This window comes from Sphingomonas arenae (genome assembly GCF_016924655.1).
GTDB classification, from domain to species: Bacteria; Pseudomonadota; Alphaproteobacteria; order Sphingomonadales; family Sphingomonadaceae; genus Sphingomicrobium; species Sphingomicrobium arenae.
Genome location: NZ_JAFFJU010000003.1, coordinates 131,647 through 146,330, shown reverse-complemented (window position 1 = coordinate 146,330; position 14,684 = coordinate 131,647). Strand labels below are relative to the sequence as shown.

12 protein-coding genes are annotated in these 14,684 nt (G+C 65.3%); 2 read left to right on the top strand and 10 right to left on the bottom strand.

All coding sequences use genetic code 11. The annotated features are described in order from the left end of the window. Nucleotides 1-81 precede the first annotated feature (81 nt). The 5 genes from JT720_RS12110 to JT720_RS12090 all read right to left on the bottom strand — a co-directional run bounded on the left by JT720_RS12110 (nucleotide 82) and on the right by JT720_RS12090 (nucleotide 4,388). Complete coding sequence (locus tag JT720_RS12110) at nucleotides 82-375, bottom strand: hypothetical protein (protein WP_205481559.1); 294 nt, start codon at nucleotides 373-375, stop codon at nucleotides 82-84. 596 nt (nucleotides 376-971) lie between these two features. Beyond that, nucleotides 972-1,151 carry a helix-turn-helix transcriptional regulator gene (locus JT720_RS12105; protein ID WP_205481558.1) on the bottom strand — a complete coding sequence of 60 codons (180 nt, stop codon included), beginning with the start codon at nucleotides 1,149-1,151 and terminating at the stop codon, nucleotides 972-974. A gap of 111 nt (nucleotides 1,152-1,262) precedes the next feature. After that, a complete protein-coding gene (locus JT720_RS12100; RefSeq protein ID WP_205481557.1) occupies nucleotides 1,263-1,592 on the bottom strand; it encodes a hypothetical protein in 330 nt (109 codons plus the stop codon). A 128-nt stretch (nucleotides 1,593-1,720) separates the two neighbouring features. Beyond that, on the bottom strand, nucleotides 1,721-2,860 hold the full coding sequence (locus tag JT720_RS12095) for a tyrosine-type recombinase/integrase (protein ID WP_205481556.1): 1,140 nt from the start codon (nucleotides 2,858-2,860) through the stop codon (nucleotides 1,721-1,723). A gap of 193 nt (nucleotides 2,861-3,053) precedes the next feature. Further along, on the bottom strand, nucleotides 3,054-4,388 hold the full coding sequence (locus JT720_RS12090) for an amino acid permease (RefSeq protein WP_205481555.1): 1,335 nt from the start codon (nucleotides 4,386-4,388) through the stop codon (nucleotides 3,054-3,056). 125 nt (nucleotides 4,389-4,513) lie between these two features. Here JT720_RS12090 and JT720_RS12085 point away from each other — a divergent pair, with 125 nt between their 5' ends. Next, nucleotides 4,514-7,051 carry a TonB-dependent receptor plug domain-containing protein gene (locus tag JT720_RS12085; protein WP_205481554.1) on the top strand — a complete coding sequence of 846 codons (2,538 nt, stop codon included), beginning with the start codon at nucleotides 4,514-4,516 and terminating at the stop codon, nucleotides 7,049-7,051. A gap of 4 nt (nucleotides 7,052-7,055) precedes the next feature. On the opposite strand, the gene JT720_RS12080 is transcribed toward JT720_RS12085, so the two are convergent. Then, nucleotides 7,056-10,226: a helicase-related protein gene (locus JT720_RS12080; RefSeq protein WP_205481553.1), complete on the bottom strand. Its 3,171-nt coding sequence runs from the start codon at nucleotides 10,224-10,226 to the stop codon at nucleotides 7,056-7,058. A 146-nt stretch (nucleotides 10,227-10,372) separates the two neighbouring features. Here JT720_RS12080 and JT720_RS12075 point away from each other — a divergent pair, with 146 nt between their 5' ends. Then, the gene (locus JT720_RS12075) at nucleotides 10,373-10,699 is read left to right on the top strand and encodes an HPF/RaiA family ribosome-associated protein (protein ID WP_205481552.1); all 327 of its coding nucleotides are present in this window, start codon (nucleotides 10,373-10,375) and stop codon (nucleotides 10,697-10,699) included. Between the two features lie 12 nt (nucleotides 10,700-10,711). Here JT720_RS12075 and JT720_RS12070 read toward each other — a convergent pair whose 3' ends face one another. Genes JT720_RS12070 through JT720_RS12055 form a run of 4 tightly spaced genes read right to left on the bottom strand, consistent with a single transcriptional unit; the run spans nucleotide 10,712 to nucleotide 14,657 of the window. Next, on the bottom strand, nucleotides 10,712-11,755 hold the full coding sequence (locus tag JT720_RS12070; RefSeq protein ID WP_205481551.1) for an AI-2E family transporter: 1,044 nt from the start codon (nucleotides 11,753-11,755) through the stop codon (nucleotides 10,712-10,714). Between the two features lie 48 nt (nucleotides 11,756-11,803). After that, nucleotides 11,804-12,577 (bottom strand): SDR family NAD(P)-dependent oxidoreductase, encoded by a 774-nt coding sequence (locus JT720_RS12065; protein ID WP_205481550.1) that lies wholly within the window; start codon nucleotides 12,575-12,577, stop codon nucleotides 11,804-11,806. A 14-nt stretch (nucleotides 12,578-12,591) separates the two neighbouring features. Then, on the bottom strand, nucleotides 12,592-13,812 hold the full coding sequence (locus JT720_RS12060; protein WP_205481549.1) for a zinc-dependent alcohol dehydrogenase: 1,221 nt from the start codon (nucleotides 13,810-13,812) through the stop codon (nucleotides 12,592-12,594). 11 nt (nucleotides 13,813-13,823) lie between these two features. Beyond that, nucleotides 13,824-14,657: an SRPBCC family protein gene (locus JT720_RS12055; RefSeq protein ID WP_205481548.1), complete on the bottom strand. Its 834-nt coding sequence runs from the start codon at nucleotides 14,655-14,657 to the stop codon at nucleotides 13,824-13,826. Nucleotides 14,658-14,684 lie beyond the last annotated feature (27 nt).

The following is a 14,684-nucleotide window of genomic DNA, read 5'->3' as shown; positions in this document are numbered from 1 at the left end:
CGACCAAAAAAAGTTCTCAAAATAACGCGCCCGATTTTTCTTTATGAGGCGCCGGTGTGCGGTGGCGAGATGGCCGAACTTTCAACCCACCCCCCCGGCTTGGATCGGTGCTTCAGGCGCAGGTGGGTGGCGACGCAGCCGCAAGCCCCAACGGATGCGGTGCCGCTCCCCGGTGAATCGGTCAGCTTCGAAGCCTCGGCGCTCCATGATCTGGGCGAACTCGGCGGGTGAGCCGGGCTCTGCACCGTTCGCCTTGGCGTACTGGCGCCAGCTGTCCCAGAGGGCGCCGGCGGTCTCCCAATAGGCGTACGCGAGCTCGCACTCGGCGCTCAGCCACGAAGGCAGGGCCACCTCTGAGATCCGGCGCCACTTCACCAGTAGACCCTCATGAAGTGACCGAATGCGAGGTACGCCTCATCGCTTTCGAGTATGTCCCCCTCGAAACGAGCTTTGATGCCGAGGTGGACCCGGGTCTTAGGCGTCAGACGCCCGTCCATTAGGCGCGGTCCCCCATGCCTCGCGCAGGGGTGGCCGAGCTTTCGGAGCTCATTGCTGAAAGACCGCGGGGTACCGGCAGCGACACCGGTTTCCTCAGCGTACGCTGACCACCAGAGCCAGAGCCCTCGAGCCGTGTTGCTCACGTGCTCAGACAGGAGACAACGCTCTGAGATCCATCGTTTGAGGGAAGCTAGATCAGGCTTCTCCCTCTTCATTGGTTCTCTCCCTGGAGAGTCAAACCAAGGACAGTCAACGGAGAGTACGGAGGGTTAGGATAGTTACCCAATGGGGATAACGCACATGCACACCCACATACACACGGGAGCGCATGTGTTGCTGACCGGCCTGTGTTGCACCGGAAACCATCCGTGGAGGCGAGCAACTGTCCGTGGGTCAGAGCCAGCACCCCGCGGCGACCCTCCGTGGTTTGCTCGAACTGTCCGTGGCGATCAAAGGCACGTAGGCCGGGCACGTCACGCCGCCTCGCGCCGTGCGATCCTTGCTTCGATCCACGCGGCGATTTCGGCCTCAACCCAAGCTACAGTCCTTTGCCCAATTTTCACCGATTTGGGAAACTCTGGATCTGCATAAATTGCAGAACGGGAAAGCCCGGTCATCTGCTTGACCGCATCGATCCTCAACAATTTCGACATGAGCCGTCTCCGGATTTCTAGGGACGACCTCGTTAATAGGGGGAACTGCTCGGTGTTCTACAAGCAAGTGTTCCGCCAATTGCGGCTATTCAGCGGAGCGATGCTTCCAAACTAAATCTCTGGGCAAGACACGAGCGCGAGTTGGATCATGCCCTCATCCAGTCTCTGACGTATGAATCGATGAGCATCATTGACCTTGGTGCTTCCAACGCCAAACCTCAGTTGGGCCTTGTAGACGATGGCTTTTCGAGCGCCCCTCCGAGTGTCCGCTCGAAGCTCTCGCTCCACGAAAAGGCCGATCTCAAATAGCTGATTTTCTTCTTCGACCGCCTTGCTCCAGGTCTGCTGGTTATTCGTCTGACCGCGGGGCTTCAGTATCTTCCAGTCTGCGCCTTTGTCCTCGATCATGTCTGCGAGCAGTTCGGCGGTCGCCGCGCTCAACGGCAGTCCAGCTCGCAACTGTCGAGCTAGTGGCTGCAAATCGCCGTCTAAGAGGCCCCTATAAGCATCAGCATCAAGTTCTGAGTTGAAGGGCAGTTTAAGGCCCGGATGACCGTTGCTCCCAGCGGTCACAGCGCTAACCCCGCTAACGCATCGGCGGCCGCTTTGGCATTCAAGTGTCCATAGTGACGCTCGATCATCTCGACGCTGGTTCCGCTTACCTGTGCAATCGTCAGAAGCGGTAATCCGGCTTGAACCAGATCGGTGATCGTCGAGTGGCGCAGCGTGTACGCTGTCGCGCCAGCGGGCAACTCAGCCGCTCTAACAGCTTCAGCGATCGGATCCTTCCAGCTATCGCGCGTCCAAGTTCTGCCATCCGCCCGGCTGAAGAGCGGCGCAGCCGGCAGCTTATCCTTGCTCTGCTCCAACAGGTGGGCAGCAGCTGCAGGTGGAAGGAGTATCCGTCTAGGCTTGCCATCCTTGTCTTTGCCAATGGTCAGCTCGCGGGTGCGCTTATCGAAATCAGCCACTGTCAGATCCGCGACCGCGCCCGGTCTAAGCGGCAGCAGGCAAAGTGTCCGGACAAACGGCTCGGCTTCCTTGCGCAAGTGCTGCAGCAGGCGTCGGCGCTGCTCCCGGTCCAGGTACAAGGTGCGTTGCCGATCATCATGCTTGCTTCGCCTCAGAGGCTCTTGCCAGGCTGCATCAGTGCCGGGTGCGCCGGGTGCGAGAACTTGCGCGAGCGCCGCCCGCAGCATTGCCGATTGCCGGCCAACGGAAGACGCTGAAAGCATCTCCCCTTGCTTTCCCTTCGCCGGCGTCCGCTGAAGCCGAGTTCTCCATTCTTGCACGTGGTGGCGCCGAAGCTTGGTCAGCTTAACTTTGCCAATCGGGTCAGCGTACACGTAGCGGCGGAAGCGACTGGCGGCCTCGCCATTGGCTTTCGCGTACTCCTTGCAGGCATCCTCGACTGTTTCGATGGGTGTCCTTTGGTGACCACCAGACTCGACACGCTCCGCGAACTGCTCCGCTTCACGCTTGGCTATGGTGAACTGCTCTCGGGCTGGCACACCGGGGAAGTCACCTAGCGATTGCAGGCGATACTTGCGGCGATCCTCGTCATATGCCCGAGCAATCCACGTTCCCGCGCCCTCGCGGCTCGAGGGACGATAGCCAAGGAAGCAGCCTGGTCGAACACGCTGCCAGTGCGGCTCACGCCGTGAGGGAAGCGCTTCCCGTTCTTTCACTCGGCTCAGGTCCAAAGCCATTCCGACCTCCCTGCCCTCGGGGGCAAAGCCATGCCGTACGGAATTGGTACGGAAAACATGGTCGGAAATGGCTGGACTTAAACGGACGGAAAAGCAAGCTTTCCTGACGTACTCGGACGTACTAAGACCCTAAAAAGCCGCCCTCCGAAGGCAAAGGCCACACGTTCGAATCGTGTCGGGTGCGCCATCCCTCTCAGGATTGTCGAGCGGCACCAAGCCGCATGGCCCATCGGACCACAAGTCCGAATGCCAGCACACCGAAGCTGAGGAAGCAGCCTTTCCAGCCGACATAGCGCACGCTGGAATAAAGAACGTAGGCACAGCCTGCCGCGAAAATTAGCGGCACTAGGGGGTACAGCGGGACGCGGTAGGGACGCTCCACCTCGGGTCGGGTTCTCCGCAGACGGATCAGCGCAAGCCCCGTGAGAAGCAAGAAGAGCCAATAGACCGGCGCCATATAGTCGACCATGGCGGCAAAGCCGGTACCTTGCCACGCGCCCCAGCCGACCAACAGCAGGGCCACAGCACCTTGGGTGACCACGGCCGCCGGAGGAACATGACGTGAGCTGTCCCACGCTGCCAGCCGCGCCAGTGCTGTTTCGTCCTCGGCGGCGGCATAGAGGGTGCGACCACCGACGATCACGAGCGCGTTGAGGATGGCGATGGCTGCGATGCCGACGGCGGCGACCATGGCTGCCTCCCCGGCAGGGCCGAATGCAAGCCGCATGACGTCGGCGGCGGGCGCATCGCTGGAGGCCAAGCCCTCAAGCCCAAGCACGCTGAGATAGGACCAGTTCGCAAGCAGGTACAAGGCAGTGACCAAGCTCATGCCGCCGATCATCGCCTGCGTCATCTGCCGGGAAGTGCGGACTTCGGATGATAAGGTGGCGCTGTCGTTGAACCCTCCATAAGCCAGCATCACGAACACCAGCGCCGCGCCGAGGTTGAACGCGCCTCCCCGCGGAGCCGCGACTTGCGCGCCGAATCCTCCGACCAACAAGAACAGGGCCGCAGCGACGATGGCCAGCAGCGCAATTACGTCCATGGTCACTAGACCCACTTGCGTTCGAGCGCTCGTCTTGAGGCCACGCAGGTTGATCGTGGTCAAGGCGACGATAATGGTCGCTGCCAGCCACGCCCGCGCAGCCGGCGGCATCGGGATCAATTGTGCGAGGTAATCCGTCGCCACGAACGCTAGCATGGCAGCAGACGCCGTGAAGATGATCGCGAACCGCGACCAGGCGAAGATGTAGGCAGTCGTGCGCCCGAACGCCTCCCGCAGGAAGCGGTAATCGCCGCCCGTATGCGGGAAGGCCGTCGTCAACTCGGCGTAGCAAAGCGCTCCGGCGAGTGCGAACACGCCGCCCAGCGCCCAGGCCAGAAGCACGGCAACAGGTGAATTGAGGTTGGCGGCGACTTCCGACGCGGTGCGGAAGATGCCGGCACCCACCACCATGCCGACAACGACGGAGGAGGTTTGCCACGCGCCGAGAAGCTTCGAGGGTGTTTTCTTGCTAAGATCGGGCACGAAGGGAGAAGGTCCTTGCTGAACGTGACTGCCAAGCAACAATGGCGGATTTCTGCGGCGAAGTGCTTGTAGCGCCAAGGTCCAGACAATAGCTGACAAGTCAACATAGAGCCTTGGGGGCAACGATGATTTTACGGTACAAGCCACACCTCCTGCAGACCACCATGATGGTGGCCGCCGCAGGTCTTTCATCGCCCGCGCTGGCGCAGGCAACGGACCCTGTCACGCCTCCGACGAGCGCAGCTCAGGCCGCGCAAGTGGACACTCAGCAGGCGCCGGAGGACGCAATCGTGGTCACGGGTACTCGCGGGGCGCCGCGAACCGTGCTCGACAGCCCGGTCCCGATCGATGTGCTCACCGGTGACCAGATCAGCGATGCTGGCACCTCGGGCGAGGTCGCCCAAGCGCTGCAGCTGATTACGCCTTCCCTGAACTTCCCGCGCCAGTCGAACAGCGGCTCCGGCGATGCCATCCGGGCGGCGCAGTTGCGTGGCCTCTCGCCAGACCAGACTCTCGTCCTGGTAAACGGCCGCCGCTATCACACGACCTCCACCCCGAACCTCGAGACCAAGGTCGGCCGCGGCACGACGCCCGTCGACCTCAACACCATCCCCGTCAACGCCATCCGGCGGGTCGAGGTGCTGCGCGACGGCGCAGGCGCCCAATACGGCTCCGACGCGATTGCGGGCGTGGTCAATATCGTTCTCGATCGCCTCGACAGCGGCGGCTCCGTGGGCATCAGCCACGGCCTTAACATCACCGAGCCTGGCGCGATCGACGAGACCCTGCGCGACGGCCGGACGACCGTGCTGGATGCCAAGCTCGGCACCAAGCTCGGGACCGATGGCTTCCTGACCGTCGGCGGGGACTACATCTGGCAGGAGGGCACCAATCGCGCCGGGTTCGACGAAGGCGGGCAGTTCCTCACCGGCGGCAGCTACACCGACCCGCGCAACGACCGCTTCTTCGGCGAGCGGCTGTTCAAGGTCGGCGACCCTAAGGTTCGTGGCGGGCACCTTTGGCTGAACAGCGAGGCGGCGCTAGGGGATGCCACCGCCTACGCAACCGCCATCTTCCACTCGCGCAAAGCACGCGGGTCCAACTTCTTCCGCTGGCCAGTGATCGTGGACGGCAACGGCAACGATTACCTGCCGCCCAACCTGCCGAACGGCCTCGACGGCTTCCGTCCGGAAGGCGTGGTCCGCAATCGCGATCTGTCGATATCCGGGGGCGTGCGCGGTGACGTTGGCGGCTGGAAGCTCGACGGGAGCCTCAGCTATGGCCGCAACTGGATCAACTACCGCCTGGAAGAGAGCATCAACTATTCCCTAGGCGCCGCCAGCCCGAACGAGTTCCTGATTGCCAAGATCCGCTCCGACCAGCTGCTCGCCAACCTGGACGCCACCCGCGAGCTGTCGTTCGGCTTGGCCGAGCCTGCCACCTTGGCGATCGGCGCCGAGTTCCGGCGCGAGAGCTGGAAGTCCACGCCAGGCGACCCGGCTTCCTACGCGGTCGGTCCCCTCGCCGATCCGGCGACGCTCGGTCTGCAGCCCGGCTCGCAGGGCGCGCAGGGCCTGACGCCGGAGGACTCCCGTGACATCAACCGGACGGTGCTCGCGGCTTATGCGGAGCTATCCGCGAACCTCGCCCCCACCCTGTTCGGCGTCGTCGCTGGCCGGGTGGAGCGCTACTCCGACGCGGGCACCAGCCTTGCCGGCAAGGCGGCGTTTCGCTGGGAGTTCGCGCCCGACATCGCGCTGCGCGGCTCCGTGTCGAACAGCTTCAAGGCGCCGTCGCTCGGCCAGCGCGGCATTTCCACCACCGTGCTAACCTTCGGCGAAGGCGGCGTGCTGCGGCGGGTCGGCACCCTGCCGGTGGACAGCCCGGCCGCCCGCGCGCTCGGCGCCAGCGATCTCGATCCGGAAAAGAGCTTCAACCTTTCCGTCGGCCTCACCGCGTCGCCGCTCCGGGGGCTGCGCCTGTCCGTGGATGCCTTCCGCATCCTGGTCGACAACCGCATCACTCTGTCCGAGCGCTTCGACCTGACTGGCCTCACGCCGGCCCAGCGGACCGCGCTGGGCCTCGGCACGTACGACGCCATCAACTTCTTCACCAATGCCGTCGACCTGAAGACACGCGGTATCGAGGCGGTGGCCGATTATCGCACCGGCTTCGCGGGTGGGTCGCTCGGCGTCAACCTCGGCTACAGCTACGCCAAGAACAGCATCCGCAGCGTCGACGCGCCCCCGCCCGAACTCGCTGCCAACGGTATCTCGGGCGGCCTGATCGGCCTTGAGGAGACCAACACCCTCACTACCGCCGTGCCGCGGACAAAGCTGATCCTCGGCGCCGACTACGAGCTAAACCGCTTCGGCGGCCTGCTCCGCGCCACCCGCTTCGGCTCGGTCACCCGCGTGTTCGACTTCGGCGGCGGCTTCACACCAAGCCAGAAGATCCCGGCGCAATGGTCGGTCGACGCGGAGGTCAGCTACAAGCTGTTCGGCGAGACCACGCTGGCGATCGGCGCGAACAACCTGTTCGACAACTACCCGGACCAGTCGATCCCGGACATCAACGGCGCGGGCAACCTCGCCTACGACATCCTCTCGCCCATTGGGATCAACGGCCGCTTCGTCTACGCTCGTGCGCGGGTGAACTTCTAGGAGCTTAGGGCGCGAGGTCGGAGAGCACGGCTTCGACCCGCGCCACCCGCTCGAGCGGAGCCTCGATCGCTTCCTTGAGAATGAGGCGGCCGTTCTTCTCCTCCAGCCCGGCTGTAGCCGCCAACTCGCCACGCGGGGTGAAGGCGATCGCCGCCGGCCCCGCGTCGATCTTCTCGATCTCCGCCGCCCGCGCCAGCACCCGCACCCGCGCGAGGGCGAGCAAACGCTGCACCTCTTCCGGCAGCTCGCCGAAGCGGTCCGCAAGCTCGTCGTCGAAGGCCTCCAACCCGCCCACGTCCGTAATCCGCGCGAGCCGGATGTAGAGCCCGACCCGGGTCTCCTCTTCCGGGATCCACTCGGGCGTCAGCCGCCCGCCCACGCCGAGGTTAAGCACCGGCGTCCATTCGTCGACCGTCTCGCCCCGCGCCTCCCGGATCGCCGCCTCCAGCAGGTGCTGGTACAGATCCACGCCGATCAGCTTCATATGCCCCGACTGCTCGTCGCTGAGTAGGTCGCCAGCCCCGCGCATGTCCAGATCGCGAGCGCTGATCGCAAAACCTGCGCCCAGCCGGTCGAACGCCGCCAGCGTGTTTAGCCGTGCGAGCGTCCGCGCTGCGATCTCCGCCTCCGGATCGGTCAGCAGGAGGATCTGCCCTCGCCGAGCACCCCGCCCGACTCGCCCGCGCAGCTGGTGCAGCTGGGACAGGCCGAACCGGTCCGCCTTCCACACGATCATCGTGTTGGCGCGCGGCACGTCCAGGCCAGCCTCGATGATGTTGGTGGCGAGCAGCACGTCGCCGTCTCCGCCCGCGAAGCGCACCATCGCCTCGTCGATCTCCGCCGCAGGCATCTTGCCGTGCGCCTGCAGCAGCTCGAGTTCCGGCGCGAGCTTCGCCAGCCGCTCCGCCATCGGCGCGATATCCTCGATCCTCGGCACCACCACGAAGCTTTGCCCGCCCCGGCTCCGCTCCCGCAACAGTGCCGTCCGCACCGTCTGCTCGTCGAAGCTGCCGACGGTCGTCCGGATCGGCTGCCGCTTGGCCGGCGGCGTGGCGATGATCGACATCTGCTGCAGGCCGATGAGCGCGTTCTGCAGCGTCCGCGGGATCGGCGTGGCGCTGAGCGTCAGCACATGCCCTGCACCCAGCTCACGCAGCCTGGCCTTGTCCGCCGCGCCGAACCTCTGTTCCTCGTCGATGATGACGAGACCCAGATCCTGGTACTCGACCGCCTTTCCTGCGACCGCGCCCGTGCCGACGACCACCCGAATCGACCCGTCCTTCAGGCCCGCAACAACCCTTTTCTTCTCTGCCGCGCTCGACAGCCGTGACAGGCCGGCGACCTCCACGCCCGTGCCCTCGAAGCGTTCGCGAAAGGTCTCCAGATGCTGCCGCGCGAGCACGGTTGTGGGCGCCGCGAGCGCGACCTGCTTGCCTGCCAGCGCCGCCATCGCCGCAGCCCGTAGAGCGACTTCGGTCTTGCCGTAGCCCACATCGCCGATCACCAGCCGGTCCATCGGCTTGCCCGAGGCCAGGTCCGCGCGCACCCCCTCGATGGCCCGCAGCTGGTCGGTCGTCTCCGTGAACGCAAAGCCAGCCGCGAACCGTTCATAGGCGGCGGGCTCCGGCTCCAGCACCGGCGCCGTCCGCTTCATGCGCTCGGCGGCTAGCTCCACCAGCCCGCGCGCCGTCTGCGCCACGGCGGCAGCAATCTCGCCCCGGCGCTTCTCCCAGGTGGAGCCATCCAGTCTGTCGAGCGTGACCGCATCCTCGTCCGCGCCATACCGCCACAACCGGCTCGCCTCCGCCACCGGCACCAGCCGCCGGTTGTCGCCTGCAAACCGCAGCACGATCGCGTCCCCAGCGTCCTCAGGCAGCTCCTGCAGCCCGACCACCACCGCAATGCCGTGGTCCTCGTGCACCACCACGTCGCCGATCCGCACCTCGCCGAAGTCGAAGACCTGCGCATCCGCGGCGCCTGGCTGGTCCGTGTCCCGCTGCGCCCGACTTCCGAGCAAGTCCGCCGCGGCGATCGCCAGCAGGCCCGGCAGCCGGAAGCCGCGGGGTACCGGCATGGCGAGCATCAACAGCGATCCAGGCTCCGCCCCGCGCGCCTGGGCCCAGCTGTCCACCGCGCGCGGCTCCGCCTTAAGGCCCTTGGGCACCCGCCTCGCAAGAAAACGCAGGTCCCGCGGCGTACCGAGCAGGAGGAGCCGCTCACCGGTTGCCAGCGTTTCCTGCGCCACTTTCGCGAACGCCCGCACCGGCGCCCGCATCTCTACGAACCGCGGCGGCGGCTCACCGAACGCTCCGCCGAGATCGAGCGCCTTGTGCCGTCTGAGCGCCTCGGTCCAACGCTCATCGGAGCAGACGTCCCGCAGTGCCCGCTGCGGCCGACGCCTGGCGGCATCGCGAGCCAGAGCCAGGAAGCGGGAGCGGCGCTTCTCCGCACCTTGATCTAGCGCCACCGGCGCATCGGGCAGATAGTCGACCAGCGTCACTCCCTCGCCGAGCTCCGGCTCACTGACGCGCCCAAGCTCCAGGCTTTCGCACTCGCCGGTCGTCAGCTGGGTCGCGGCATCATAAGGCCGGATGGAGACCACCCGCCCTTCCTGCGCCTCGATCCGGTAGGGCTCTCCGGCATCCGCCGGATAGACGTCGATCACCTGACCGCGCAGCACGACTTCGCCGGGCTCGTCGACCCGGTCGTCCGTGATATAGCCGATGCCGTCCAGCTTGGTTGCAAACGACTCCAAGTCCAGCACTTGCCCCACCGTCACGACCGGCGGAGCGCTGTCGAAGCGGTCGGGCAGAGGATAGAGCCGAGCCGCAGCCTCTCCAGTGCTCACGAAAGCAATATGGGGCCGCTCCGAGCTCGAGAGCGCCGCCCGCAGCTTCCGCAGCGCCGTTGCTCGAAGGCCCACGTTCGACGGCGATGGTGGCGCCGACTCCCCGGGTAGCGCGTCGCTTCCCGGACAGAACAGCACCAGCGCCTCGGGTGCGCCACCTTCCAGCGCATGGACAATCTCCAGCGCGCGCGGTTCGTCCGACGTCAGGAAAATGACATCGCCAGTTTGAAGCTGGTCGAGCAACACCGCCGCCGCCTCGCCCACCGGCAGCTTCTCGGCTGCATGGGCCTTATCCTTCGCCGATTGTTCCGCCGTCAAAGTCGCCAAAATCACCCTCCGCTGGTGCGGGGCCGAACGGGTCAGAACGGGCGCCGTTCCGGGGTCAGGTTTTTGCCTCCGGCTCGCTTTTTCCGGCACCGGCGGAGGCGTCGGTCGTTCGGTCAGGCAACCACCATCTGCTCGGGAGGCAAAGCGTGCTGTTCCAGTTCAATCGAGACAATCAGATCCAGGGCAACGAAGCCGATCCAGACCAACTCGAGGAGATCGTTCGCGGTCGGCTCGACCGCATCCTCCAGCAGGTCACTCGGGTCGAGGTGCACCTCGGGCATGTCAAAGAAAGCCGGACCGACAACCCGGAATTTCGCTGCTCCATCGAGGTCCGTCCGGAGGGCATGGGGGCCGTCGCGGCCGCCGCCGAAGGGGTCGGGGTGGAAGCCGTCGTCCGCTCCGCGAGCGACAAGGTGCTGCATGCCTTCGACAAGGCTGTCGGCAAGAGGGCGGCGCGCGCCGGAGGGCACTAAGCCCGCAAGCTGCTATTTTCCTGCATCCTCGCCCGGGATCGGCGTCGCCGTATTCAGCGTCTCCTTCACATAGAGCCGCTTGATCAGGACGTAGACGACGACCGTCAGCGGCGCGGCGAAGATCACGCCGAGCGGACCGAACAGCGTTCCGCAAGCCAGCAGGGAGAACAGCAACACGGCACCCGGCAGGTCGACGGCCCATTGCTGCAGCAGCGGCTGCAGCAGATTGCCCTCGATCTGCTGGACCACCAGATACACCCCGACCACCCACAGAGCCATCGTCGGGTCGACTGCCAAGGCGATCAGCACGGCCGGAAGTGCTGCCAGAATGGGTCCGACGAACGGGATGAACTCCAGCAATGCCGCGAGCAGGCCCAGCGCCAGCGCCGATGGCATGCCGATCAGCCACAGCCCGAAGCCGGTGACCAGGCCGACCCCGGCCATGGTGAGCAACTGCGCCTTGAGCCACAGCTTGAGCGCCTTGCCGCTGTCGCCAAGCGCGCTGCCCACCAGCGAGCGCTTGTTCTCAGGCACCAGCTTAACCATGCCGGCCTGATAGAAACGTGGGCTCGCCGCGATGAAGATGCCGCCGACGACGATCAGGAGGGCGTCTGCCAGTCCCCCGCCGAGCGACATGGCGAAGCGGCCGGCGCTGGAGGCGAAGCCGCTGGTCTGCCCGGCGCCACTCAGCTGATCAAGCTGCCCGCCCAGGCCGAACCCTTCCAACCGGCCCCGGAGCGACTCCCACGCCTGCGGCACGGCCTTGGTGAGCGCCTCGGTTTGCTGGACCAGTTGCTGTCCGAACAGCACCGCAGTGATTGCCAGGATCGCGAACACCGTCACAACGGCAAGCGCTAACGCCAGCCCATAAGGCAAGCGAAGCCGTTCATATTGCCCAGCCAGAGCGCGGAACAGGGTTGCGACGACAACCGCGCCGAACACCATCAGCAAGACGTTGCGCAGCGACCAGGCAAGCAGGGCCAACGCAATCAGCGCAATGACGATCAGGACGCGGCGGACGAATTGGGCGTCGCTCAGCCCGGTGCGAGTTTCCATGCGATGGCGAACACGCGGCGGTCCGGCCTGTTCCGCCGCGGGAACGACTTACTTGCCGCTACCGGGCTCCGCCTGCTGGCGATGCAGGACGGCCGTCGCGGATTCGGGTAGCACGCCGGACGCCCACACCTGTGCCTTGTTCTTGAGGCCGTAGACGACCGATTCCTTGCCGTCCTTCATGGCTTCCCAACCGGTCTTGGCCACGTCGGCCGGGTCGTCCTTCTTGGCCTGACCGACTTTCGTGTCCTCCATGTGCGCGCGCTCGAAGAACTCCGTCTCCGTGGCACCCGGCTTGAGGCAGGTTACGGTGATACCGGTGCCCTTCAGCTCGTTGTTGAGGGCTGCGGAGAAGCTGTCCACGAACGCCTTGGTGCCGTTGTAGACGGCTTGGAACGAGCCAGCGAGGTGGCCCGCGATGGAGCCCGTGACGAGGATCTTGCCCTCGCCACGCGCGGCCATCCGCTGAGCAATTGGCTGGATCAGCAGCAAGGTTCCCGTCACGTTCGTGTTGATGACGTGCTGCCACTCCTGCGGCTGCTGATCGAGGAACGCCCCGCCGAGCCCATGGCCGGCATTCGCCACCAGCACATCGACCGGTCGCTCACCCAGCCTATCGAGCAGCTGTCGGACGCCCTGCTCGGTGGCGAGGTCAGCCTCGATCGTCTCGACCGTCACACCCAAACCCTCGAGCGCCGGCCTGGCGTCGACGAACGGCGTGTCGGCAGCCACCAGCAAGTCATAGCCCTCCTGCGCGGCGAGCTTGGCGAGTTCCAGTCCGATCCCGGTCGAGGCACCGGTCACGATAGCAAGCTTGTTTGCCATGGTTGCCGTCTCCTTCAGGCCGTCGCGAGTTCGGGCTGCCGCGCCTCGGTCCGCGGCTTGGCCATCTCCGGCTTCAGGACGATCTTGGTGTAGGTGTCCTGCTCATCGTGCCAGTGGCGGTACATTTCTGCCGCCTTTTCCAGCGGTTCTCGATGCGAGATCAGGAAGGTCGTATCCACCTTGTCCTCCCGGATTAGCTCCAGCAGCGGCTTGAGGTAGCGCTGCATATGGGTCTGGCCGGTCTTGATCGTCAGGCCCTTCTCCATAACCTGGCCGAGCGGGAACTTGTCGGCGAAACCGCCATAGACGCCCGGGATCGACACACGCCCACCCTTGCGGCACGCGATGATCGCCTGCCGCAGCGCGTGGGGCCGCTCGGTCGCCAAGAAGGTGTGGGCCTTCACCGTATCGACGATGTTGTCGATCGCCATCCCGTGGCTCTCCATCCCGACACAGTCGATGACCGCATCCGGACCGATGCCGCCGGTCATTTCCTTAAGGGCCTCAAGCACCTCGACCTCACGATAGTCGAGAACGTCGGCGCCCATCTGCTTGGCGAGCTGAAGCCGACGCGGATAGTGATCGATCGCGATGACCCGGTGCGCCCCCATGATGAAGGCGCTCTGGATGGCGAACAGGCCCACCGGACCGCAGCCCCAAACCGCAACCGTGTCCCCCGGTTCGATGTCGGCATTCTCCGCCGCCATCCAACCCGTCGGCAGGATATCGGACAGGAACAGGACCTTTTCGTCTTCGAGCTGGTCGGGTATCACGATCGGACCCACGTCGCTGAACGGCACTCGGACGTACTCGGCCTGACCACCCGCATAGCCACCGGTCAGGTGCGCATAGCCAAAGGCCGCCCCCATTGCGTGACCCATCAGCGTCTCGGAAGCGTCCGAGGTCTCCGCCGGGTTAGAGTTGTCGCAGGCGCTGAACTGCTGCTTCTTGCAGAAGAAGCAATCACCACAGCTGATCGTGAAAGGCACCACCACCCGCTGGCCCTTTTTGAGCGTGGATTTGGAGCCGACCTCGACGACCTCGCCCATGAACTCGTGGCCGAGCACGTCGCCGGCCCGCAGGGTCGGGATGTACCCATCGTACAGGTGCAGGTCCGATCCGCAGATGGCGGTGGACGTGATCTTCAGGATGCAGTCGCGCGGATTGACGATCTCCGGATCGGGAACGGTCTCGACGCGAACATCGTGGCGGCCGTGCCAGGTAAGTGCACGCATGAAAGAACTCCTTAGATCCGGGCTTCAGTGGGGCTCTCGGACTTGCGGCCCGAGGGAGAGGCGTTGACCGGGATCTCGCCCGTTTCCATCAACTGCTTGAACCGGCGCAGGTCGCGGCGGGCCTGCACGTTTGGCTCGCGCTGCATCACCTTGGCCACGGCCCGGCCAAGAGCGCCGGCCGGCGGCTTGTAGCGGAGCAGCAAGCGGACGTAGGTGCCGCGTCCCGGGGGCGCGTCGGCAAACTCGACCCGGCCATCCGTCTCGATCTGGCTCTCCGGTTCGCTGACCCAGGCGATGGTTTCGCCCGGCACATCCTCGACGATCCGGGTGACGACCTGCACGGTCGCCCCCATCGGCGCCTCGATCGTCCAACGCGAACGGGTGTCGTCCAGCTTCTCTATCTGACGCACGTTGTCCATGAACTCGGGAAAGCGCGTGAATTCCCGCCACACCGCATAGAGTTCCTGGCGCGGCTTGCCGATCGTCACCGTCCGCCCGACAAGAGCCCTGCCGTCCTGGTTGTTGGCCGACTGCTCCTTGGCCTTGCCGCGCAGGACGTGATCCGGTGCATCGGATATCCGCGGGCCGGTGTAGTGGCCGTTCTGGTTCTCTCCGGCCTTTCGCGCGAAGAAGAAGGCTGCACCAGCGGTCGCTGCCGCAAGTCCAAGCCCGATCAGTGCGCGGTTGCTCGATCCACCGCGCTCGACCCCCGACGACGGCCTGCGGCGCTTGGCACGAGAGCCGGTGTCGCTGCCCTCGATCTCGGTAGCCTCACCGGGGATGATGAGGATCTCTTCATATTCGACCGCAACGGTTTCAACCGGCGGTTCTGGTGTTCTGGCCATGGGTTTCTCCACTCCGTCGCGCTGGTT